18 protein-coding genes and 2 tRNA genes are annotated in these 23,981 nt (G+C 61.5%); 11 read left to right on the top strand and 9 right to left on the bottom strand.

All coding sequences use genetic code 11. From position 1 onward, the window contains the following. The 6 genes from NYQ83_RS06315 to NYQ83_RS06340 are packed head-to-tail and all read right to left on the bottom strand — an operon-like array spanning window position 1 to window position 9,231. The gene (locus NYQ83_RS06315) at window positions 1–465 is read right to left on the bottom strand and encodes a Crp/Fnr family transcriptional regulator (protein WP_128292497.1); all 465 of its coding nucleotides are present in this window, start codon (window positions 463–465) and stop codon (window positions 1–3) included. Window positions 466–481: 16 nt separating this feature from the next. Then, window positions 482–3,208 (bottom strand): ABC transporter transmembrane domain-containing protein, encoded by a 2,727-nt coding sequence (locus tag NYQ83_RS06320; RefSeq protein WP_261213375.1) that lies wholly within the window; start codon window positions 3,206–3,208, stop codon window positions 482–484. Next, window positions 3,186–4,361, bottom strand: coding sequence for an ABC transporter permease (locus NYQ83_RS06325; protein WP_261213377.1), 1,176 nt, complete (start codon window positions 4,359–4,361; stop codon window positions 3,186–3,188). The genes NYQ83_RS06320 and NYQ83_RS06325 overlap by 23 nt, the downstream gene beginning before the upstream one ends. After that, window positions 4,358–5,383, bottom strand: a complete 1,026-nt coding sequence (locus tag NYQ83_RS06330) for an ABC transporter permease (RefSeq protein WP_261213379.1) — start codon at window positions 5,381–5,383, stop codon at window positions 4,358–4,360. Before NYQ83_RS06330 ends, NYQ83_RS06325 begins: the two co-directional genes overlap by 4 nt. A 33-nt stretch (window positions 5,384–5,416) precedes the next feature. After that, window positions 5,417–7,375: an ABC transporter substrate-binding protein gene (locus tag NYQ83_RS06335; protein ID WP_261213381.1), complete on the bottom strand. Its 1,959-nt coding sequence runs from the start codon at window positions 7,373–7,375 to the stop codon at window positions 5,417–5,419. Continuing rightward, entirely contained in the window at window positions 7,375–9,231 is a 1,857-nt protein-coding gene (locus tag NYQ83_RS06340) for an ABC transporter ATP-binding protein (protein ID WP_261213384.1), read from the bottom strand. Before NYQ83_RS06340 ends, NYQ83_RS06335 begins: the two co-directional genes overlap by 1 nt. Before the next feature lie 481 nt (window positions 9,232–9,712). On the opposite strand from NYQ83_RS06340, the gene NYQ83_RS06345 reads away from it, so the two are divergent. The 6 genes from NYQ83_RS06345 to NYQ83_RS06370 are packed head-to-tail and all read left to right on the top strand — an operon-like array spanning window position 9,713 to window position 16,273. Beyond that, the gene (locus tag NYQ83_RS06345; RefSeq protein ID WP_261213386.1) at window positions 9,713–10,909 is read left to right on the top strand and encodes a glycosyltransferase family protein; all 1,197 of its coding nucleotides are present in this window, start codon (window positions 9,713–9,715) and stop codon (window positions 10,907–10,909) included. A 23-nt stretch (window positions 10,910–10,932) separates the two neighbouring features. After that, the gene (locus NYQ83_RS06350; protein ID WP_261213388.1) at window positions 10,933–12,186 is read left to right on the top strand and encodes a glycosyltransferase family 4 protein; all 1,254 of its coding nucleotides are present in this window, start codon (window positions 10,933–10,935) and stop codon (window positions 12,184–12,186) included. Continuing rightward, window positions 12,183–13,271, top strand: coding sequence for a glycosyltransferase family 4 protein (locus NYQ83_RS06355; RefSeq protein ID WP_261213390.1), 1,089 nt, complete (start codon window positions 12,183–12,185; stop codon window positions 13,269–13,271). Before NYQ83_RS06350 ends, NYQ83_RS06355 begins: the two co-directional genes overlap by 4 nt. Further along, complete coding sequence (locus NYQ83_RS06360; RefSeq protein ID WP_261213392.1) at window positions 13,271–14,413, top strand: glycosyltransferase family protein; 1,143 nt, start codon at window positions 13,271–13,273, stop codon at window positions 14,411–14,413. The genes NYQ83_RS06355 and NYQ83_RS06360 overlap by 1 nt, the downstream gene beginning before the upstream one ends. Beyond that, window positions 14,413–15,192, top strand: a complete 780-nt coding sequence (locus NYQ83_RS06365; protein ID WP_261213393.1) for a polysaccharide deacetylase family protein — start codon at window positions 14,413–14,415, stop codon at window positions 15,190–15,192. The genes NYQ83_RS06360 and NYQ83_RS06365 overlap by 1 nt, the downstream gene beginning before the upstream one ends. Next, the gene (locus tag NYQ83_RS06370; RefSeq protein WP_261213395.1) at window positions 15,185–16,273 is read left to right on the top strand and encodes a Stf0 sulfotransferase family protein; all 1,089 of its coding nucleotides are present in this window, start codon (window positions 15,185–15,187) and stop codon (window positions 16,271–16,273) included. Before NYQ83_RS06365 ends, NYQ83_RS06370 begins: the two co-directional genes overlap by 8 nt. 19 nt (window positions 16,274–16,292) lie before the next feature. Here the strand turns inward: NYQ83_RS06370 and NYQ83_RS06375 are convergent, their stop codons facing one another. After that, window positions 16,293–17,249 (bottom strand): polysaccharide lyase, encoded by a 957-nt coding sequence (locus NYQ83_RS06375; RefSeq protein ID WP_261213397.1) that lies wholly within the window; start codon window positions 17,247–17,249, stop codon window positions 16,293–16,295. Between the two features lie 142 nt (window positions 17,250–17,391). Further along, a tRNA-Gln gene (locus tag NYQ83_RS06380) sits at window positions 17,392–17,466 on the bottom strand. Window positions 17,467–17,658: 192 nt separating this feature from the next. Here NYQ83_RS06380 and NYQ83_RS06385 point away from each other — a divergent pair. Next, window positions 17,659–17,735, top strand: a tRNA-Pro gene (locus NYQ83_RS06385). A 413-nt stretch (window positions 17,736–18,148) separates the two neighbouring features. Here NYQ83_RS06385 and NYQ83_RS06390 read toward each other — a convergent pair. After that, entirely contained in the window at window positions 18,149–19,666 is a 1,518-nt protein-coding gene (locus NYQ83_RS06390; RefSeq protein ID WP_261213399.1) for an aldehyde dehydrogenase family protein, read from the bottom strand. Between the two features lie 180 nt (window positions 19,667–19,846). Between NYQ83_RS06390 and NYQ83_RS06395 the strand changes: the two genes are divergently transcribed. The 4 genes from NYQ83_RS06395 (at window position 19,847) to NYQ83_RS06410 (ending at window position 23,961) form a co-directional block, all read left to right on the top strand. Then, complete coding sequence (locus NYQ83_RS06395) at window positions 19,847–21,346, top strand: alkaline phosphatase (protein ID WP_261213401.1); 1,500 nt, start codon at window positions 19,847–19,849, stop codon at window positions 21,344–21,346. A 167-nt stretch (window positions 21,347–21,513) separates the two neighbouring features. Next, window positions 21,514–21,954, top strand: coding sequence for a hypothetical protein (locus NYQ83_RS06400; protein WP_261213403.1), 441 nt, complete (start codon window positions 21,514–21,516; stop codon window positions 21,952–21,954). Between the two features lie 5 nt (window positions 21,955–21,959). Then, window positions 21,960–22,643, top strand: a complete 684-nt coding sequence (locus tag NYQ83_RS06405) for an ABC transporter ATP-binding protein (protein ID WP_261213405.1) — start codon at window positions 21,960–21,962, stop codon at window positions 22,641–22,643. Continuing rightward, window positions 22,636–23,961, top strand: coding sequence for an ABC transporter permease (locus tag NYQ83_RS06410; protein WP_261213407.1), 1,326 nt, complete (start codon window positions 22,636–22,638; stop codon window positions 23,959–23,961). Before NYQ83_RS06405 ends, NYQ83_RS06410 begins: the two co-directional genes overlap by 8 nt. Window positions 23,962–23,981 lie beyond the last annotated feature (20 nt).

Genomic DNA, 23,981 nt, shown 5'->3' on the forward strand with positions numbered 1-23,981 from the left:
TTACACCGCTTCGCCTGCCAGCCGCCCCCTCAGTTCTGCGAGATCCTGCGTCGTGCGCTCCAGGCGATGGGCGAGCACACGCATGATGTCGAAGGCCACATCCGGAAATTCCCGAAGCAGCGAGAACATCTGATCGCGCGACAAAGCCAGGGCCTCGGTCGTGTGCGTCGCGACAACCGTCGCCGTGCGCGGCACCTCAAACAAGACGGCAATCTCGCCGACAATGTCCGTGCTGCCAAGCTCGGCAATTTTCTTCCGCCCCTGACCGGTATCGACGAGCACATCACAATCCCCGGACAGAATAATGAACGCCGTGTCGCCTTCCTCGCCCTGCCGGCACAAGACCTCTCCGGGGTGGAAGACCACGCGCTCGCTGATAAAAGCGAGAAGCTTCAATTTCGCGACATCGACGTTAGCGAAAATCGGCACCCGCGAAAGGGCCCTGACTTCCTCGTCCATGCTCATGACCGCGCGTTCCTCATCATTCGGCGGCGACCGCATCTGGGTCGTCTTCGCTCTGGCTGCGGGCTCCGGGCCGAGAGCGTGACGGAGGCCGCTCGTCCGCAAGAATTGCGCCACCACGCAAGCTAAGGCAATGATCGAATTGATCTAAGAGGGACATTCCCGTCATTCCGACGATCACCGTGCGGCCTTCTATCATCTGCAAGAGCTTGCCCAGACGCGCATCTTCGCCCTCCTCGCCATTGCCTTTGAAAAGATCGTCCACAACGAGGATCTCCGGACGACGCATGAGCCCGCGAAGCAATCCGATCTTGACCCGCTGCAGGGAGGACAGACGCGATCCGCCGATACCGACGCGGAAATCAAGCCCAGCCCGCAGAATAAGTGAACGGAGCTCGAAGCGCTCGACGGCATCGGCAATGACAGCTTCCGCCTGCTCGCGACTTTTCCTGCGATCGGCGCGCAAGTGCCCGAAGAGGAGGTTCTGTTCCACCGTCAGAGCCTCGTTGAAGGATTCTCGCGAGAAGAAATGGAAGGCACCCGGCGCTTTGCGCCGCAGTGCTCTCACGAGGTCAGGGCGGGCGGAGACAACGCGAGCCTCAAGTTCAGGAGTGACGATACCTAGCCGATGCTTCGCCGGGACAAGTTGCAGCGCGTAACCCAACAGTCGGGCGCGGTCGCGCGGCTTTAAACGGCCGATCCCATCTTTAGCCCGTCGCAGAACCGGCGCGACTTCCGGTAACTCGTCCATCGGAATGAAGGAGTAATTCGCCAGAGCATCGCTCTGTCCGCTGACATTCGAAAAGAGCTCGACCATGGCGGCCGCAAGATCACGGCCCGCGGCCACCAAAACATCCTCGAGCCCTGCCTCTCTTACAGCCTCGCGAAAGGCCGGAACGTCAGCCAACTCGCGGGTTGTCACGCCAGGGTCGCGCGGCACCCCAAAGAGCAGATTCTCCGCCAGTGTGGCGCTGCGATTGAAGCTGTCTTCGCGCCAAAACTCGACGAAATCCGCTTTGGCACCACCCGCCGTCACTTTCTCCGCGATCATATTGCGAGCCGAAAGAATACGCTCGCGGGCCTCCTCGCCGAGCCCCTCCGGCAAACGCGCCTGGAGGCCGAGGCGATAAACCTCGTCACTCATGCCGAAGGCTTCGATGTTCTCAATGATGCGGTGGTCGAGTTCTTCCACTGAACCGACCCCTGCTTCGGCCAGATCTTCCCATGAGCTCAGATACTCGTAGGACGCGTTACCTGTCAGTTTGGCTTCGGCGAGACGGGTTCTCAGAAGGGCCTCGTCAACGCCGTCGGAGGGCGCAATCGGGCGATGCAGCAGCCCATAAACCAGATTGAAGCGAATCGTATCGTTGAGAATGTAAGGGTGCGCCGAGGCGTAGGCGACACGCCGGCCGAGCACAGACTGAGGCAGCGTCTCAAGGTTATATCCACCAATCTCGATGCGCCCCGCGGTGGGCGACAGAAGGCCCGCCATCATCATCAGAAGCTGTGTGCGTCCGCTCGCTTCAGAACCGAGCACCGCGAGCTTTTCACCGAGCGGAATTTCCGCCGAAACGTCGTTCACTTCCTGCCCGGCTCCCTCACCCGAATAGGAGACATGGGTGAGAACGAGGCTTTGCGCAGCTGAAAAATCGATTTCCGGGTCGGCGTGCAGGCGCTCCACCGGATAAAGGTCGGGCGGATCAAACTGCTCGACGACGGCGACATACTTCACCTGGGTGTCGGCAAAACTCTGATAATAATCGAGAAGCTCTTTCCAGGGCGAAGCCAGGTCCTTGTAGGCAGCAAGGACTGCGACCAGCGCACCGAAGGAAATCTCGCCCTTGATCACCAGATAGCCGCCAACGGAATAGAAGAAAAACGGGGTGATCTGGTTCATCAGATTGTTGATGAACTTGATCATAAATTTCCGCTTGAATATTTCGTAGCGGATGTCGAAATTTCTCTGCAGCCGATTGGTGAATTCGGCAAGATGATAAGCGGCTGTGTTGTTGGCGTGGATATCGCGAATGCCGGCGATAGAGGCGCCGACATCCTCCGACAATTCACGCAGATTGCGCACACGCTCGCGCGCCAGCATGTTCACACGCTTCTGCAGGCGCGGAATGAGCCATCCCTGAAAGGGGTAGAGCGAGACGGCAGCCGCGCCGAGGAGCGGATCCTGCATGAAGATGAAGGAGAGATAGACGAGGAGCGTACCGCCCTGGAAGATCGGCACAGCGATGGCATCTGCAATGAAGCCGCCGAGCGGCTGCACCTCAGAAGCGATCATGGCAATGATCTCGCCCGACGAAGCGCGCGAAAAATGCGGCAGGCGAAAGCGCAGAACGCGCTCGAAAAGCTGGTAGCGCAGGCGTCTCAAGGTGCGCTCGCCAGCAAGCCCCTTATAGACGTTCATCACGTATTTGACGACGCCGTTGAGCCCTACAGCCAAGAGAAAGCCCAAGGAGAGAAGGATCAGATATTCGATCTGATCGAACTCTCTCCCGAATACGATTTTGGGGAAGTTCGTGCCGCCGATCGCCTGATTGACGATCGTCTTGGGAAGCTCCAGCGTGACATAGAGGATCGGGAAGGAAACCAGCGTAATCGCCAGAATGACGAGCTGTTGGCGCCTGGAATAGCGCCAGATATAGCGGAAGAAATTGCGATCGAGACCGCCGTCCCGCGCCTTTCTCTCTGTGTTTGCCGCGCCCGGCCCAGGACTATTTGTATGGGTCCGCCGCATCCCGCAAACCATCTCCAAAGAAAGAGAATGCTAGCACGACGATGATGACCGGCACCACTGGCGCGACGAGCCATGGATAAACGGTGATGATCGTCACGGACTGCGCCTCGTTGAGCATCACCCCCCAGGAGATGATCGGGCGTCGCAGTCCAAGATTGAGAAAGGAGAGAGCCGTTTCGCCCAAAATCATCGACGGGATCGACAAAGTGGCGCTGGCGATCAAATGGCTCATGAAGCCCGGGACGAGATGGCGGCCGATGACGCGAGTGGGCGAGGCGCCCATGAGAACTGCTGCCTTGGCATATTCCTCCTCGCGCAGCGCCAAGAGTTTTGAGCGCACGGCGCGCGCCAGGCCCGGCCAGTCGAGAAGCCCCAGAATGATGGTAATGCCGAAATAAATGAAGATCGGGCTCCAGGTGACGGGGAGCGCCGCGGACAGAGCCATCCACAGCGGGAGCTCCGGCAGCGACCGAAGAATCTCGATCACACGCTGGGATGCGGCATCGACCCAGCCGCCAAAATAGCCAGCTGCTCCGCCGATGACGACGCCGAGCAGCATAGAGATCGCAACGCCGACGAGCCCGACGGTCAGAGAAATGCGGGCGCCATAGACGAGACCCGAGAAGACGTCGCGTCCGAGGCGGTCGGTGCCGGCGAGGAAGAGCGTTCCGCCCACTGGCGGGCAAACGAGATGAAAGCGCGCAGGAAACAGGCCCCAGAAATGGTAAGGTTCGCCCTGGCAGAAGACGCGCAGCTTCTGCACCTCCTCAGGAGCGCGGGTGTATTCCCAACGCAGACGATCGAGATCGACCTTGGCAACGTATGGATGAACATAGGGGCCGATGAGCCGTCCGTCGTGAAAGAGATGCACTCCCTGGGGAGGCGCATAGAGGTAATCGATATGCCGTGTATTGGGCGCATAGGGCGCGATCGCCTCCGCGAACGGCACCGTTAGATAGAAGATCAGGAGAACGAAGCTTGCGAGGACGGCGAGACGGTGGCGGCGGAATTTCCACCACATGATGCGGGCGGCAGAGGCTGCATAAAACCGCTCCTGTTCGGGCGTCAGAATTTCGGCCACAGACGGATCAAAGGGCGCCTGATCGACGTAGCGCGGAAAAACTTCGCCCTCGGAAGATGGCCGCTTCTTCATTTGCGGGCGGCCCCACCAAGCCGAATCCTGGGATCGAGCACGGCGAGCAGGACGTCAGAGACGAGCATGCCGATCAAAGTGAGGATCGCGACGAAGAGAAGGATAAAGCCTGCCAGGAACTGGTCCTGTGACTGCAGCGCATCAAGGAGGATCGGCCCGACGGTGGGCAGATTGAGCACCACGGAGACGATCACCGAGCCGGAAACAAGTGAAGGAATGAGATTGCCGATATCGGCGACAAAGGGGTTGAGCGCCATCCTGAGCGGATATTTTGCGACGAGGCGTTCCTCCGACAGGCCCTTGGCGCGAGCGGTTTGCACATATTGCTTGTCGAGTTCGTCGAGAAGGTTCGCCCGCAGCCGTCGGATCATCCCGGCGGTTCCGGCCGTGCCGATGACGATTGTCGGCACGATCAGATGCGACAGCAGTGAGCCGACCTTAGCGAGCGACCAAGGCGCGTCGACATAGACGGGATCCATAAGGCCGCCGATCGACATGCCGAACCAGACATTGGAATAGTAGAGAAGAACGAGCCCCAAGAGAAAATTAGGCGTCGCAAGGCCGACATAGCCAAGAAACGTAAAAAAATAATCCCCGAATGAATATTGCTTCATGGCTGAATAGACGCCGATCGGCAGCGACACCGCATAGACGAAAAGGATCGTCGCGAAATTCAAGATAATGGTGAGCGGCAAAGCCGGGCCGATAACGGTCTCGACGGGAGCGTTATATTCAAACGACCAGCCCCAATCACCTTGCAGAAGACCGGAGAAGCCCGTGGGGCCCGGCCAGAGGCCGATCCAGATGAAATAGCGCTCGAGAAACGGACGATCGAGCGCAAATTCGGTTCGAAGGAAGGCGATCTTGTCGGCACTCGCCCCCTCGCCGGCAGCGCGCAAGGCGGCGATCTGATTGCTGAGGTAGTCGCCCGGCGGCAACTCGATGATCAAGAAGATCAGCAACGAAATGACGAACAGCGTCGGGATCATACCCAGGAGGCGGCGGAGCATATAGCGCAGCATCAGCCCCTCCTCTCGCAGACGATCAGGCGAGCTTCACTCACCTGACGCAAGGCTTTTCGTCCTGCCGAAGAGGGGCGCATCCACCATCTTCGGCTTGTCGTCGAACCAGAACGCATCCATGCGGTGAAGACCGAACTGGGCGCCGGGATCCCAGCCATAGATGCCGGCGGGCGGCACATTCCGCAGATAGTTGGAGCGTACGACCGGCTGAAAGACGTCGGCGACAATACCGATGGAGAACGTCTCCGCGGCATGAATCTCCAGAATCTGCCTCCAGATCATTTGGCGCTCCTGCAGCGTCACCGTGTGCTGCCAGGCATCATAGAGTTTCAGGAGCTCGCTCGCGGGTGGATAGTCGACCGGCTCTCCCTTGGCGCCACGATGCGCATAATACTCGCCCCACGCGGGCCAGATGAAGCTTTCGTAAGAGACCGGCGCAAAATCGTCAGGCGGCATGTCAGCTGTCGAGATGCCATTGTCGAAGCCGGCATCGGCTATCATCTGCACGAGCCCGGCATTGGCACGGCGGCGGATGTTGTCACGCTCAGACGGTTTGATGACGAGGTCGACACCGATCTCGCGCCATGTCTCGCGGATGAGCTCCAGAGCGTCAACGATCTCCGGGTTCTCTCCCGCCGTTTCCACGATGATCTGCAGGGGCCGTCCATCTGGCATGATACGAATGCCATCGCCACGGCGCTCGGTGAGACCAATGTCCTCAAGGAGAGCTTCCGCCCGCTTGGGCTCGTACTCGGTCCAGGCACTGCGATAGAGCGGTCGAAAGAGCGGGCTCAGCGGTGTGACGGAATTGTTGGAAGGTTCAGCGAGGCCGAAGAAAAGAACACGATTGATGAGCTCACGGTCGATTCCGAGCGAAAGCGCATGACGGAAGCGCACATCGCGAAAGAGTTTTTGCCAAGCTTCGTCTTCGACATTGAGATTTGGATAGAGCGCGATCCGCGCGGCTCGAGCATCGGGCCAAAACAGCGTTTGATACCGACGCTCCTGCTCTCCGTCTTTCAACACGGTAATGTCTGAAAAACTCAGGCCGCGCGCCTGCAAATCCGCTTCGCCCGCATGCACCTTCGCGGCGACGAGGCGGGCATCGGCGACATCCATTACGACACGGTCGATATAGGGAAGCTGGCGCCCGTTGCGATCAATGCGGTGATAGTAGGGATTGCGGACGAGAATGAAGCGGCGACCTGAGCTGGGTTGGATGACCCACGGCTGCAAGGTCGGCATCCCGGCATGCTCGTTACCATACATGTCGTCCATGAGATTGTGTTCGGCCGCCCAACTCCTTTTGCGGTCGCGTGCCATCTCGCTCTCGATGAATGCCTTATTCCCATAGCGCCCATGCCATTTCTTCAGGAAATGCGCCGGACGATAAATGAAGGGCGGCCGTGCTTTGGCGAGGTTCTGCAGAAATCCGGGATTGGGGCCATCCCAGGAATAGCGCACGGTCAGCGGATCCAGCACCTCAAAGCGCGGCCCCTTGCCGTCGACCAGGAGAAAGCTCGGAAGTCCCGTCGGCATCAGCTCCGGATTGGATGCGATATCCTCGAAATAATAGCGGAAGTCCTCGGCCGTGAACGGATGCCCGTCAGACCATTTGTGACCCTTTCTGAGATGGAAGGTGAAGATGCGATCACCTTCGATATCCACGGATTTCAGGAGGTCCGGTACGAGGTTTAGGTTTCGATCGAAGATGACGAGACGGGCATAGCCCCAGACATTGGCCAGCCGCACATCCTTGGACCGCGTGATGATCGTTCTGAGATCTCCGCCATGGCGGCCAGGTCCACCGCCTTCCGGGAAATCGTCGTAGATGAGCGGCTCGTCGGGCACGCGATCTTCGATCGGCGGCAGCGTCGCCGGGTCATGTGTGTTGCTCAAAGTCTCCGTCTCGATCAACGGCGGCTGCGCATGAGCCGGAGCGACAAAAGCCGCGGCAAAGACAACGACCAAAAGAAAACTAAGGACGCGCATCAGGCGGCCTTATCGTGGGATTCAGGAAGGCAGACGAGATGGCCGGGCGCGACCTCGCGCAGGCACGGTTCCATACCGGGGAGAAGCCTGTAGGGCTCTGGCCAGCAGGACGGCTCGCTCGCGCCGTTTTCCACCAGAGCAGAGAAATCGAGCTTGTGGTCCAGGCTCGGCGTCGGGATCGCGGTCAACAACGCCTGCGTATAGGGGTGACGCGCATCCTCAACGATCGCCTTCTTGTCGGCGACCTCCACGACGCGACCGGCGCACATGACCGCCACCCGATCGGCGATGTAATCGACGACCGCGAGATTGTGACTGACAAACAGAAACGTGAGGCCGAGCTCGGACTTCAGATCCTTCAGAAGATTGAGGATCTGCGCCTGCACCGAGACATCCAGCGCCGAGACCGGCTCGTCGCAAAGGAGAAGTTCCGGAGAGAGCGCCAGTGCCCGAGCGATACCGATCCGCTGGCGCTGCCCGCCCGAAAAAGAATGCGGATAGCGCCGGAGGTGGCTGACGCTCAACCCCACCATGCGCACAAGCTCCTTCACCCGCTCGTATCGCTCAGCCGCCGTGCCGATGCCATGGATGGCGAGCGGCTCCGTCAGGATCTCGCGCACCGTCATGCGCGGGCTGAGCGAGGAAAAGGGATCCTGGAAGATGATCTGTACCTTGCGACGAAAGGCGAAGCGTTCCGATTTAGAAAGATGCGCCAGATCGCGCATCTCACCGTCGAGGCGGTAAAGCACGCGTCCTTCCTCGGGTGTTTCGGCCCCCAAGACGAGCTTCGCCGCGGTCGTTTTGCCCGAGCCGGACTGCCCGACGAGACCGAGACATTCGCCGCATTTCACGGTCAGGTCGAGCCGATCGACCGCCCGCACCGTTCGGGTCAGCGCGTCTCCCATCTTGCGCAGACGGTAGACCTTGCTGAGCTTGCGCAATTCGAGCAACGGCTCGTTGCCACGCGCCCGCTGGTCCTGTGCGGGGCGGTGCAGAAACGTGGCCGGCTGGGCCTCAATCGGGCGGATGGGCTGAAGGCGCTCCTCCGGCCCCATATCGAAGCGGGGAACAGCGCGCAGGAGTGAACGCAGATAGGGATGCTCTGGCGCACGGAAGATGGTCTCGCTCGCCCCCGTCTCCATGATGCGGCCGCGATAGATAACCGCCACATAGTCGGCGATATTGGCGACGACGCCGAAATCATGCGTGATCAGAAGCACCGCCATGTCGAGCTCGACCTGCACCGTGCAAATGAGGTTCAAAACCTCGGCCTGGATGGTGACGTCGAGCGCGGTCGTGGGTTCGTCGGCGATCAAGAGCGCCGGCCGGCACATCAGAGCCATGGCAATGACGGCGCGTTGGCGGAGGCCTCCGGAGAGCTCGAAAGGATACGCCGACAATGCCCGCTTGGGATCCGGAAAGCGAACGAGCCTCAGCATTTCGGCCGACAGCGCCCGCGCTTCCGCCCGGCTGGCGCCACGATGCACACGCACCACTTCACCCAGATGGTCACCGATCGTGTGAAGCGGCGACAGCGCCGTCATAGGCTCCTGAAAAATGATGGAGATACGATCGCCGCGGATCGCTCGCATCTTTGGGCTGCGCGGGTCCTTGGCCGCAAGATCCACGCTGGTGCCATCGCGGGGGTCAGTGAAGACGATCCGCCCGCCTGCGATACGGCCCTTTTGCGGCAGTATTCCCAGAATCGCCTGCGAAATCACGGTCTTTCCGGAACCGGATTCCCCGACGAGAGCAACCGTGGAGCCCCCGGGCACTTTCAAAGAGACGCCATCGACAGCGCGTGTGCGACCCTCGTCGCCGGCGAATTCCACCACGAGATCGGTGATCTCGAGCACCGGGCGGGGAGCCGCATCGAGACGCAACGACGGAGAGTGAGGAGCCTTTACATCGTCCACGGCTCATAGCTTGGCGAAGCCCTTTAGGGCAGGCAAGCGCTTTCGTTGTCCTCCGATACGGTTGCGATAGAGCTTCAGAGAAGCCACAAACGCAGTCGGCAGTTGCCGGGCGGAAAGCGAGGATAAAATCGGTCGGCGGAATACAGCATCCCGGCCTCAGACGCGGAATTCCCTTGCACAAGAATTGCCGCAGAGAGCCGGTCGGGCGAGCTCCCTCACCTCATCTCGCCGGCGGTTATCGTGAAGCGGTGCTGCTTTTCGCTTGCCATGGGCGACCAATGAAGGCTTCAAAGCGCCGGGGCAATTCAGCCCTTCTCCCCTCTCTTGTTGGACAAGAACGGGCGCGATACCTTTCCCCCGGGGCAAGTTGGTACTGGGGGAATGGTCATGCCCTTTCGTGTACGGCGGGCTCGGCAGCGGCATGACACAGAAATCACGCGTTCTTATCTATAGCCACGATACCTTTGGGCTGGGTCATCTCCGGCGATGCCAGGGGCTTGCCGAGGCGATTGTCGAGAATTTCGAGCACGCATCGGTGATGATCCTGTCGGGATCACCGATCATCGGCAGCTTCGAGTACCGCTCGCGCGTCGATTTCGTTCGGGTTCCGGGTGTCATCAAACTCAGGAACGGCGAATACACCTCCCTCAACCCAAAGATCGACATCGACGAGACGTTGTCGCTGCGCTCATCGATCATCGAGCATACGGCCTCGATCTATCGGCCGGACATTTTTATCGTCGACAAAGAGCCGTACGGTCTGAGGGGCGAGGTGCGCCCCACGCTGTCGCTCCTTAAAAAGCAGGGCACACGCCTCGTTCTGGGCCTCCGTGACGTGCTCGATGATCAGGAGATCCTGGCCCAGGAATGGGCGCGCAAGGATTCCTACCGGGCCCTCAGCGACGTCTATGACGATATCTGGGTCTATGGCCTGCCTTCCATCTATGACCCACTGGCCGGACTGCCCATTAGTGACGCTGTCCGCGACAAGATAATTTTCACGGGCTATCTGCGGCGCCAGCTGCCGAGATTCGATCCGAACCATCCGCAGCCTTTCGACGGCGATCCCTTCATCCTCGTCACACCGGGCGGTGGAGCAGACGGCATTGAGCTCGTCGATTGGGTGCTGCGCGCCTATGAGGCGCAGGAGCGGCCGCTCTTTCCCGCATTGATCGTGCTCGGACCTTTCATGGCGCATAACGATCAGCAGGGTTTTTTCGAGCGGGCACAATCGCTGCGCAACGTCAAGACGATGCGCTTTACCCCGCAACTCGAACCGCTCATCAATGATGCCGTCGCCCTGGTCGGCATGGGCGGCTACAACACGTTTTGCGAGGCTCTTTCCTTCGACAAGCCGACGCTCCTCATCCCACGCGTCGTTCCGAGGCGCGAGCAGGCGATCCGGGCCGAACAGGCGGAGAAGCTCGGCCTGTGCACGCATCTACCGATCGACGACTACCCGGATGTGAGCGCCATCACCGAAGCGCTTGCGGATTTGCCAGATCGACCTTTGCCATCGCAGCATTTTGTTCCGGGCCTTCTCGATGGGTGGGACACGATCCGCGAATTGCTCACGCCTTTTCTGGAAACCCCGGCACTCAAGCGCAGCTTGCCGTGAGCAAGGCTTCTCGCGGGTTCAAAATGCGCGTCGCGACAATCCTCAAAGGCTATCCACGCCTGTCGGAGACGTTTATCGCCCAGGAGATCCGAGGCCTGGAGCGGCGCGGCATCGCGCAACGCATCGTCTCGCTGCGCCATCCCACAGATCCTTATGAACACGACATCCACCGCGAAATCGAAGCCGAGCGCTATTATCTTCCGGAATATCTCAAAGACGATCCGAAGCGGGTGTCACAGGCGCGGCGGAAGGTGGAGAAGCTTTCAGGCTTCGAGGCGGCGAAAGCGGCGTTTGAGCAGGACTTCGCCCGCGATCCGACAGCCAACCGTCGGCGCCGCTTCGGACAGGCGGCGGTGCTTGCTGCGGAAATGCCAGAAGATATCGGGTGGATGCACTGCCACTTCCTGCATACCCCGGCTTCGGTCGTGCGCTATGCAAGCCTGATGACGGGCATCGGCTGGTCGTTTTCGGCCCACGCCAAGGATATCTGGACAACACCACCGGAGGAGCTCGCAGACAAACTCGCGAGCGCCGCCTGGGGCGTCACCTGCACCGAGGCGAATCTTCAGTATCTTCGAAGCCTGACGCACGATCCCGAGAAGGTCGAACTCGTCTATCATGGTCTCGACTTTTCCCGCTTTCCCAAAGAGCCACGCCGTGAGCCTTCGGACGCCAGCTGCTTCACGCTCATCACCGTCGGTCGAGCCGTCGAGAAGAAAGGCTTCGACGATCTTCTCACGGCACTTTCACGTCTGCCTGTGGAGCCCCGGTGGCGGCTCGTCCATATCGGCGGCGGCGCACTGATCGCACCTCTCAAGGCACAAGCCGAACGGCTTGGGCTTTCAGGACGTATCGAGTTTCGCGGCCCGCAGCCGCGAGCCGCCGTTCTCGCAGCCTTGGATCAGGCCGATCTGTTCGTTCTGCCGTCACGCGTGACCGCGGATGGCGATCGCGACGGCCTGCCGAATGTGATTCTGGAGGCGGCCGCCTTCGCCTTGCCGATCATCGCAACCCGCGTCTCGGCGATCCCGGAATTCATCGAAGATGGCGTCACCGGCCGGCTCGTGGCGCAACGCGACACGGAGGGACTTGCGACTGCTATCGCAGCTTTGATGCGCGAGGGGGACTTCCGACGCCATCTCGGTCTTGCGGCTTTCCGCCGAGCACATTCCGATTTTGCCGCAACGCCAGGGATCGACAAGGTGGCAGCGATGCTGCGGTCTTCTTTGATTGGCGATCAGGAGGATCAAGAAGCATCTGCCGCGAGCGCCAGATGAAGATTGCTTTCTACGCGCCGATGAAACCTCCGGACCATCCTGTTTCGTCCGGCGACAGGACCTTTGCCCGCGCCATTCTTGCCGCTCTCAGGGCTCTTGGGCACGAGGTCGAGGTGGTTTCTCGCTTCCGCAGCTGGTGCCGCAATCCTGGAGAACAGACCGCGCTCGCGCATGCCGCAGAGGCGGAACGGGCGGCGGTGCGTGGCCGGCTCGAAACCGCACCTCCGGATCTTTGGCTTACCTATCACCTTTATCACAAGGCGCCGGATTGGCTTGGACCCGAAATCAGCGCAGGGCTCGCAATCCCCTATGTCGTGATCGAGGCAAGCTTCGCGAAAAAGCAGCGTTCTGGCCCCTGGCGCGAGGGGGCCGCGGCTGCGGAGGCGGCGCTTGCGAAAGCCAACATGGTCGCGGCGATCCAGTCTGAAGATCTTGCAGGACTTCGCAAAATCGTGCCGCAGGCACGGCTTACCCATCTCGCACCCTTCATGGAGCTTAGTCCGTTTCTGCGCGTCGAAAGCACGCCGCATTCTGGATCTCTCCGGCTCCTTGCTGTCGGCATGATGCGGGAAGGCAGCAAGGCCTCCACATACCAGGCCCTCGCCAAAGCACTGGCAGCATGGGAGGAGGCAGAGTGGACGTTGACCGCCGTGGGCGACGGCCCAGAACGGTCCACGCTCGAACCGCTCTTCCCCAAAGCCAAAACACGCTTCATCGGCGCGGTCGCGCCGGACGCCATGCCCGCTCTTTACGCGGCGGCTGATGTTTTCGTGTGGCCCGCACGCAAAGAGCCACTCGGCTTTGTGTTCCTGGAAGCGATGGCAAGCGGCCTTCCAATCATTGGAGGCCGTGGCGGCGGCGTGCCGGATCTGGTGCAGGACGGCGTGAACGGCTTTCTCGTCGAGCCGCAAGAGCCGCAGAATGTGGTGGCAGCGCTTTCCCAGCTCGCTGATCCTGGGCTGCGGGCGCGGATGGGCGCCGCAGGGCGGCAGATCGCTGTCGAAAAGCACAGCCTCGAGGCGGGCATGGCAGGATTGTCCTCCCTCATCGCGCGAGCGGGTGTCACCGGCCGCGAGACCGCCTGATGCGGGCGCTAATCTGGGTTCAGCATCTTCTGGGCGTCGGGCATGCGGTCCGCGCCGGCGCGATCGCGCGTGCGCTTCGTGAAGAAGGCGTCGCCGTCACGCTCGTAACCGGAGCGTCTTTGCCGAGCTCCGTCGATACACAAGGCGTCGAGGTCACGACGTTACCGGCGGCGCGAGCATCTGATCCGGCCTTCAGCGCCATCATCGATGACAACGGCCGCAAGGTGGATGATGCCTTCTGGCAAAGGCGACGCGACATCCTTCTCGCGCTCGCCGATCGGATCGATCCCGACATCGTGGTGACGGAGGCATTCCCGCTCGCAAGGCGCGCCTTTCGGACAGAGCTCGTCCCATTTCTTCAGAAGTTACGGGCGAAGCCCCGGCGACCCATCATCGCCGCTTCGGTTCGCGACATCCTGGTGCGCAAGCCACCCGACAAAGAAAGGGCGATGGCCGATCTTGCCCTCGCCTATTATGACAAGCTCCTGATCCATTCAGATCCGCAGCTCGTGCGGCTGGAACATAGTTTCGGGGAAGCGGAAAGGCTCGCGCCGCTCGTCACCTACACGGGCTATGTCAATTCCAGTTCCGCCGTGCCCGCACCGGATGGTGATGGCGAAGGCGAGGTGATCGTCTCTTGCGGAGGTGGAGCGGTGGGACAAACCATCCTGCGGGCTGCGCTTTCAGCGCGCCTTCATAGCTCCCATGCAGCCACATGCCTTTGGCGAGTGCTCGCTGGTCCCCATCTAAGCCCCGGTGATTTTGCCGCTCTTGCGAAGGCTGCCCCGGCGGGCATCGTTGTGGAGAGAGCAAGGCGTGACTTTCCAGATCTCCTGAAACGTGCGCGGCTGTCGGTGAGCCAGGCTGGCTACAACACCGCCGTTGACATCTTGCAGGCCAAGGTGCCCGCGCTCTTCGTTCCATTCGCGGCCGGATCTGAAACCGAGCAAACGCAGCGTGCAGACCTATTTGCCATCCATGGGCTTGCCGTCGTCGTGCCAGAAGAAGCTCTTTCTGCGAAGAACCTCGCCCGGGCAGTGGACCAGGCGATGCAGCTTAGACCGATGGCTGTGCCGGTTTCGCTGGATGGCGCCCAAAAAACCGCCAAGCTTTTGATCGCGGCGGCGAAAAGAGGATCGTGATGGAAGAAGCGGAGCGGTTTTGCGCGCGATTGGACGCGGCGGCGGAGACCGGAAGGGCGCTTTCCTTCTGGTGGCGCGACGACGACGCCACCGAACCGACGCCCGAGCTCGACAGACTGGCGGGTCTTTTCGGCGAGATCGACGAGGCCAGACGTCCACCGCTCGGCCTCGCGGTGATCCCGGACGGCGCCCGCCCGGCGCTCGTCGACCGGCTCGCACGCGAGCCTCATATCGCCATCCTGCAACACGGCCTGGCACACAGAAATCACGCGCAGGAAGGCGAAAAGAAGTCGGAATTTCCGCTCTCGCGCCCGCTGACGAATTGTCTCGCCGATGTCAAAACCGGTCGCACGCGGTTGCTGCAGCTTTTCGACGGCAGGCTCCTCCCCGTCTTTGTGCCGCCATGGAACAACGTCTCGCATCCCGTTGTGGAGGGACTGACTGCGCTCGGGATCCAGGGTCTGTCGCGATTTGGTGCGACGAAGGGCGCGTGCGGGGAATGCAACACCCATCTCGACATCATCGAATGGCGGCACACGCGCGGCTTCATCGGCCGAGAGGCGGCCTACCACCTTCTCACCCAGGAGGCGGAGCGACGGCTCGCGGGCGCCAGCGAACCGATCGGCATCCTCACCCACCATCTCGCCCATGACCAAGCCTGCTGGGACTTCTCCCGCGAATTGCTGACGCTCCTCGCAAATCATCCTGGCGCGGCCTTTCCGCCTCTCCAGGAGCTTTTCGCGCTACGCGAGCCGGGATGCCCAACGACCCATGGGTGAACCGCCAAGCCCGCGGGAGTTGTTTCGCACCGTCAAGAAGCTCGACCTCTTGCAGCGTTTCCAGGATGCCGGAGATGTTCGCATCGCGGCAGATCCCACCTGTGCCGAATTCCTCAAACGCTACCGCAACGGCGCCTATGCCGCCCTTCTTCTCGAGGAAGGATCATCGGCCTCCGCTCGCCATCCCGACCAGATCATCGCTGTCTCGTGCGATGATGAAGCAGGTCTGAAACATCGCCTGGCAGTTCGGTTTCCGGATACGATCGTCGCCGGCTTCATCGGCGATGCGGCTCTCAGAGCAGCGGCACATGCCGATCCCCTTGCCGACGAAACCGGCATCCTCAGTGAGCCGGAGCCCAGCCGGCTCTATGCCGTTATCTGCGGGCCCCGCACTGGCTCCACCTGGTTCGTCAATCTCCTGCGCGAAACGGGACGGCTCGGTCGGCCCACCGAGCATCTGCGCCCGCTGATCGTTTTTATGGCACGTCACCGAAGCCGCTTTGGAGTGGATCTCGGCCGCTGGCTCGCCCTTCTTGTGCGGCAGGAGCAGAAAAACGGGGTCTTCGGGACAAAGGTCATCGACGATTTCGCCATTTCGCTTGCTCCGCTTCTCGATGCCAGCGAACGGGCCGTGGTCCAGCGCCTTGCCGCGAAGACGTGCTTCATCCGCTTTCGTCGGCGTGATCGTGTGGCCCAGGCGGTGTCGGAATATATCGCGGAAGCGACAAAGGTCTGGCATGTGCGCAACAGCGAAGCGATGGCCGCCTACAGCGAGGCGAAAGAGGCCGTCACCTACGACTATCAGCGCATCCTCGCCTCCTATCGCCGGCACAGCGCCGCAGAAGCCACCATCGACGGCTGGCTTTTCAGGACAGGAAGGCCAGCACTCAATGTCGTCTACGAAGACGTTCTCGCAGCACCGGAAGAGCGCATTGCCGAGATCTTCAGCTTTCTTGGGGGGGCGACGGCACCCACCTTGCGGATTTCACCAACACGCTACCAGCGGCTCGGCGACGAAGTGAACGACGATATGGCACGCCGCTTTCGTGCAGAGTTCGGTCTTGAGACGCCCTCCTCGTAGACCCGCCACCTGTGCGTTCTCACAAGCCGAGCTCGCGGCAAATCTTCTCCGCCAGCATATCGGTGCATTTCTCGCTGCGCGCGAAATCATCGAATAAGAGCGACCACGTGCCGTCGCCGGCATCGCGGTAGGGGCCAAATTTGAAATACTGATTCGGACCGAGATGGCGATGGCCGATGCGGCCGGTCACCTGCGCCACCCGCTCGCCGTTGACGAAGAGTTCGATGCGGCCGTCACCGTCGGGCCCGGCGCGTGTGAAAGCAATGATATTGAACCAGCCATCCTCCGCTTCGGGCAAGGCCGGCACAAAACGGGTCACATGGATCTCGTCCGTGCAGGCATCATACTTTTCGTGGCGGGCAGGTCGATCGCCACCCTCCGCAATCACCCAGCCACGGCTTTGACCATCGTAGGGTCGGTTCCAGACCTCCATTTCGCCCGGCTGACACGGAGAGATCCTGGTCCCGTCAGCGGAGAGCAGCGGTTTCAGCAATTCGGCCTCGACGGTGAAGAAGAGCTTCCCGTCGCGCAGTCTCAGAGCCAGGAAGGGGCTTGAGTTGCCGGGGACGCCCTTCGGGATCGTACGCTTCCATTGCGCCAGGACGTGCCGGTGATCACCGTCCGGGCGGGGACCGACGAAACGCACCGAGAAGCGGTACCAGACGGGCGTTCCGTACGGCAGATGGGCACTCTTCGATTCCCACAATTCGGCCCGCTCGCTGCAATCTTCCGCCTGTGGCGGACAATGCTCCTCAAGCGTGAGCTCGATCGCGGTCGAGCCGTCCCGCCCCTCCCCTGGCACGAAGCGGTAGCTGCCGGCCCGCTGCTCGAAATTGTCTTTGTAATAGAGAACGGCGGGATCGAGTTCGCCGCTTTCGAAATCCTCTCGCAGCATTTTCGCCTGTCCGGCGGATGCAAAGAGAGAGAACCAAAGGCCGGCAAAAAGGAGCGGCAGGAAAAAGCGCATCGGTCTCATCACCAGAGGCAGGGATCCCCCACAAGGCCTTACCGGTCAAGGTTTGCGCACGCAATCCACGCTCTGCGGGCGGTCGCCGCCCACAGCCGAGCGCAACCGACCCGGGGAAAGCGACCAGCTGGACTACGAAACATGAGGGAATTGGCTGGGGCGGCAGGATTCGAACCTGCGAATGGCGGCACCAAAAGCCGCTGCCTTACCGCTTGGCTACGCCCCAATACACGCTCGCGAGAGCAGTGAATGCGCCTATAAGGGCTTTGACGAAATTGGGCAACATGCCGAGCCCATCAAGAGCCGGCGAAGCAGCCTGCGACATAGCTGCAGGCCTCTTATGCGAAATCCATTGCATGACATTAAGAAGATGGCTTGAAGCTGAAGCGGTGCAAGGCTATAAGCCACCCCGCTTTGGCGGAGTGTAGCGCAGCCTGGTAGCGCACCTCGTTCGGGACGAGGGGGTCGCAGGTTCGAATCCTGCCACTCCGACCATTTTATCCCGAGGCTTTGGGGCGGGATCGCGGCTCCTTAGCTTTTGCCGGCCTACGCTGCCGGTCCAGTCTGGGCCAAAGATCCAGACCGCGACGTATCTTCTCCCAAGCCCTGCCAGAACCGCCGCCCAAGGGGCGAATCGCAGCTTTGATTCGGATCCTATCGGCCGGCCGAGCGGGCGATCCAACGATCGCGACGTCGAGACGATCGAGAATCAGGCGTGACGCAGCTGACGACGTCGGATCGTTCAGGCGCTTCTTTCAAATCCGGAGCCCAGAGGCGCAGATCTGCAAGCGCATCAAGTCGCGCGGTTGCGGTGACACAGGTCGCTTAAATCAGAAGAGAGTGTCGAGGCCACCGACGCTTCGGGAAAACAGGCAGCGGCAGGGAAACCGCCGCTACCCGAAAGCCGATCAATCGATATCGAATGAGACGCCCTGAGCGAGCGGCAAGGCGTTGGAATAATTGATCGTATTGGTGGCGCGCCGCATGTAGCCCTTCCAGGCATCGGAACCCGATTCGCGGCCGCCGCCGGTGTCCTTTTCACCACCGAAGGCCCCACCGATCTCTGCACCCGAGGGGCCGATATTGACATTGGCGATGCCGCAATCGGAGCCCGCCGTGCTGAGAAAGCGCTCGGCTTCCTGCAGATCTCGCGTAAAGATCGATGAGGAGAGACCTGCCGCCACCGCGTTGTGAGCGGCCAGCGCTTCGTCGAAGGCACGATACTTCATCACATAAAGGATCGGCGCGAAGGTCTCTTCGAGAACCGGCCCGGTCTGTTCGGGCATCTCCACTAGTGCCGGTCGAACATAGTAAGCGTCGGCATCGCCCGTCTCGACGCGCGCACCACCCGTCACACTGCCCCCGGCCGCCTTCGCAGCATCGAGCGCACGGATCATGCCTTCAAAGGCAGGCTTGTCGATCAAGGGGCCGACAAGCGCATCGCCGGCCAGCGGATTTCCAACCTTCACACCTTCATAGGCCCTCTTCAGACGCGGTACGAGTTCGTCATAGACGCTCTCATGAACGAAGAGACGCCGCAGCGTCGTGCAGCGCTGTCCAGCCGTGCCGATGGCACTAAAGGCGACGGCGCGCACTGCCATTTCGAGATCGACGGATGGACAGACGATCGCACCGTTGTTGCCGCCGAGTTCCAGAATGGCACGGGCGAAACGCTGCGCCAGACGTGGCCCGACCTGGCGGCCCATTGCCGTCGAACCGGTCGCGGAAACGAGCGGCACTTTCGGATTGTCAACGAGGGCCTCACCGACAGCACGATCGCCGATGACGACGCGGACCAATCCCTCGGGCACGCCGCCAAAGCGTTCCGCTGCCCTCTTGAAGATCGCCTCGCAGGCGAGCGCCGTCAAAGGCGTCTTCTCCGAAGGCTTCCACACCACCGCATCGCCGCAAACGAGAGCGAGAGCCGTATTCCACGACCACACCGCCACGGGAAAATTGAAGGCGGAGATGACGGCGACAACACCGAGAGGATGCCAGGTTTCCATCATGCGGTGGCCAGGACGCTCAGTGGCTATGGAGAGACCATAAAGCTGCCGCGAGAGACCGACAGCGAAATCGCAAATGTCGATCATTTCCTGCACTTCGCCCGCTCCCTCTGACGGGATCTTGCCGGCCTCGATGGAGACCAGACGACCGAGATCGTCCTTTGCGGCCCTCAATTCTTCGCCGAAGAGGCGGACGAGCTCACCACGGCGCGGCGCAGGTACCATACGCCATTCGAGGAAGGCCGAATGGGCGGCATCGACCGCGCTGTCGGTGGCGGCCGCATCAGCTGCGGGCACACGGCCGATCTCGGCACCGGTGAGTGGTGTGCGCGCGACAATGTCACCGCCCGACAAGGCGGCTTCGGCCACGCCGAGGCGGTTGAGGATAGCACGCGCGTCTTGAGCAATATCGAGGGTCATGGGCACTCCTGCGGAAAATTCTCGGCGGCATGGCTACGCTAGAATGACTTCATAAGAAAGCCACCGACCTGATACGCGGCGGCCGCAAGCAAAGCCCACATTTAGGATCGACTACCTTCGCTCGGCTGTCACACAGCGAAGCTAGGAACGCGACCGTAGGAATTCCGTATGGAGAAGGTCGTGCTTCGAAACATCCTTTTGACTTCCGCGGCGCTCGCGCTCGGATCCACCGCCGCCTTTGCCCAGGACATCGTCCAGAGCAAAAGCAGCTGGTACACCGATGCGGAGGCCGCTCTCAATCAGCGGCTCGAGCATCAGCCGAACACCAATCGCGCCAAGAACGTCATCCTGTTCATTGCTGATGGCATGGGCGTCGGCACCAATTATGCCATTCGGCTTTATGCCGGCCAGCAGAACGGCGAATACGGCTCCGAGCACGTGCTGCCCTACGAGGCCTATCAGGACTTTCCGAACGTGGCGCTCGTGAAGACCTACAACATCAACGCCCAGACGCCCGATTCCGCACCGACGGCGGGCTCGATGAACACCGGCGTGAAACAAGTCTTCAACACCATCAATCTGAGCGAGAACGCCGTTCATGACGAATGCGCCTCGGAAGAAGGCAACAAGCTCACACTCTTCTCCGAACTGATGAGCGAGATGGGCAAGTCCGTCGGCGTCGTCACGACAGCGCGCATCACCCATGCGACGCCCGCGGCGGCCTATGCGAAGACGGCGAACCGCAACTGGGAAGGCGAAGCGCCGGAAGGTTGCACCGACATCGCCACGCAGCTTCTCGACCAGATGAAGGCGGGCGTCGTCGACCTCGCCATGGGCGGAGGCCGTCGCTATTTCCTGCCTGAGACCGTGACCGACGAAGAAGGCAAGAAGGGCAAACGCAAGGACGGCCACAATCTCGTCGATGAAGCCAAGGAAGCGGGCGTCCAGTACGCCTGGAATACGGAGACCGCGAAGGCGCTCAATCTCGACGGCGAAACGCCTGTGCTCGCTCTCTTCGAAGACAGCCACATGAAGTACGAGCACGATCGCACCGAAGCCGACGAGCCGTCCCTGACCGAGATGACCAAGACGGCCATCGATTATCTCTCCAAGAACGACGAGGGCTATTATCTGGAAATCGAGTCCGGTCGCGTCGATCACGCCAATCACGACGGCAACGCCTTCCGCACCGTGACGGACGGTGTGGAGTTCGCCAATGCGGTCGCCGCCGCGGCCGAGATGACCAATCCGGAAGATACGCTCATCATCGTCACGGCCGACCATGAGCATTCGATTGCGCTCAACGGCTATTGCGGTCGCGGCTCGCCGATCCTCGGGCTCTGCTACGACATCGGCAAGGGCCAGGTGAAACACTCCGACGAACCGGTTCTCGCCGACGACGGCAAACCCTTCACCGTCATCGGCTACCTGAACGGCCCGGGCGCCGTCCTGAAAGAGCAGGAAGACAAGAGCTATTCTGGTTCGCGCCCCGACCTCACCGAGGAAGAGGCGGAAGATTCCGAATATGTGCAGCAGGCCCTGATCCCGATGTCGTCGGAAAGCCATTCCGGCGAGGACGTGGCGGTGTGGGCGCGCGGCCCCTTTGCGCATCTCTTCGATGGCGTCATCGAGCAGAACTATATCTTCCACGTGATGAACCACGCGGCGAACGCCGAATAGGCGTCAGTCACGGATGCCGCGCGACGGCATCTCGCTTTCTGGGAGGCTCCGGCAAGCGCCGGAGCCTCTTGCGTCAAAGGCGGCAGAAAAAGTGCGTCCTGCGAAAAACGATGTCGCAGGCGCTCTAGGTTTTCTCAGCTGTCACAAAGCCCGGCTAGGGTGCCGTCATGCCAGACGAGACCCTCATCGACCGCCGCACTCTGCTTGCCGCTCTGGCGGCAGCGCTTGCCCTCGGTCCTTCCCACGCCCGCGCAGAGACGTTGCGCATGCGCGACCTCTACAACAAGGACCTCTCCTTCTCCGATCTCGCGCAGACGATGGAGAACGAGCGCATCGAAGTGCGGGGCTATATGGCGCCGCCGCTCAAGGCGGAATCGCGCTTTTTCGTGCTCACCAAGCGGCCGATGGCCGTCTGTCCGTTCTGCGAAACGGAAGCCGAATGGCCGGACGATATCCTCGCCGTCTATACCAAACGCATCATCGACGTGGTGCCCTACAACGTTCCGATCACCGTGGCAGGCAGGCTCCAGCTCGGCACCTATGAGGACCCCGAGACGGGCTTCGTCAGCCGCGTGCGCACGGTCGAATCGCACTACGCCCGCGATTGACGACGATGACACTTCCCCTCTCCGTTTCCGGCCTCAGGGTCGAAGGTGATGCCGGTCGAACCATTCTCGAGGCAGATGCCTTCGAGGTTGCAGCAGGTACGGCAATCGCCATCCGCGGCCCGTCCGGGGCGGGCAAGTCTACGCTTCTCTTCGCGCTCGTCGGATTGGTGCCGATCGCACAAGGCTCCGTGCGCTGGGGCGAGACGGAGATCTCTTCTTTGAAGGAGGACGGACGCGCCGCCTTCCGCCGTGCCCATATCGGCATGGTTTTTCAGGATTTCCTTCTCTTTGAGGAGTTGAGCGCCGAGGCGAATGCGAGCCTTGCGGGCGCCTATGTCCGCAAGCGGCGCCATAAGATCGGCGAAGGCGCGCGGAGAGCGCTCGAAAGGCTGGGCCTCAAGGGAGACGATGCGCGCACCGTTGCGACCTTCTCCGGCGGCGAACGTCAGCGTGTCGCCGTGGCACGTGCGCTCGCCACCGAACCTTCCATCATCCTCGCCGACGAACCGACAGCGAGCCTCGACCGGGCAGCGGCCAACGCGCTCGTCGACGACCTCATTCAACTGACGCGAGAGAGCGGACGCACCCTCATCGTCGCAAGCCATGATCTCAAAGTGCACGAGGCCGTCGACCGCGTGATCGACGTTGCCGACGGGCGCCTCATCGGCGAGGTCCGGCGCGATGCTTGAGATCGCGAGCGATTGGTGGAACGGGCTCGCGCCCGGCATCCAGGACGGGCTTCTCTTCCTCCTCTTGCTGTCGCCCGCGATCCTCACGGGCTTTCTCGTCGTCACGGGCTATCGGCCGTTTGCTCTGGTGCGCGCAATGCTGTGGCGCTTCCGCTGGACGAGCCTTCTCTTCGTCGTTCTGATCGGGGTTTCGGTGGGGATCGGCGTCGGCCTCATCGCCCAGGAACGCGGCCTGCGGCAGGGAACGGCACGCGCGGCCGACAAATTCGATCTCGTCGTCACGGCCCCCGGCAGCGAAGTGACGATGATGCTTGCCGCCGTCTATCTCCAGCCCTCCGACGTGCCGCTTCTTTCCGGCGAGGTCTACAATCGCATCGCAGACCACGCCAATGTCAGCCTCGCCGCGCCGATCGCCTTCGGCGACAGTTTTGAGGGTGCGCCGGTCGTCGGGACGACGCCAGATTTCGTATCCCACCTTTCCTCCGGCACGCTCGCCGAAGGCCGGCTCTTTGCGGCACACGAGGAGGCGGTCGTCGGCGCACGGGTCGCGCTTCGCCTCGGTGATCATTTCACACCTGCACATGGCGTCGGCCCATCCGCCGAAGAGCACGCGCATGAGGGCCATTCCTATACCGTCGTCGGGCGGATGCCCCCATCCGGGAGCCCATGGGACAAAGCCGTTCTGGTCCCGGTGGAAGCGGTCTGGGAGGTCCACAATCTCCCCGTCGGACATCGCCCGTCACGCGCCGAACAGATCGGGCCGCCTTTCGATGCGGATTATTTTCCGGGCACGCCTGCCATTCTGGTGCGCGCCGATCAGCTCTGGGCGAATTATGCGCTGCGCTCCGAATTCACGACAGCGGAGACGATGGCATTCTTTCCGGGCGCGGTCCTCGCCAGCCTGCATGCGCTCTTGGGCGATGTCCGGCAGATCCTGTCGGTGATGGCGATCGTGACACAGGTCCTCGTCACGGCCGGCGTTCTCTCCGGTCTCATCATCTTGATGCGGCTGTTCGCGCGCCGTCTCGCCTTGCTGCGGGCCCTGGGCGCGCCGCGACGCTTCGTCTTCGCCGTGGTTTGGTCCTATGCGGCATTCCTGATCGGCGCTGGCGCCGTCCTCGGCGTCGCCATCGGCATCGCTGCCACCGCCATCATCTCGCGGATCCTGACCGCCCAGACCGATATCCTGATCCGTGCCAGCCTCGGCTGGCCGGAATTTCATCTCGTCGCCGGTTTCGTCAGCCTGACGGTTCTGCTCGCTCTCGTCCCGGCCTTTATCACCCTCGCACGGCCGGTGGTGCGCGACCTACGAGGGTGAAGACATCTCATGAGGGAGTG

Source organism: Afifella sp. JA880 (assembly GCF_025379905.1).
Classification (GTDB): Bacteria; Pseudomonadota; Alphaproteobacteria; order Rhizobiales; family Afifellaceae; genus Afifella; species Afifella aestuarii.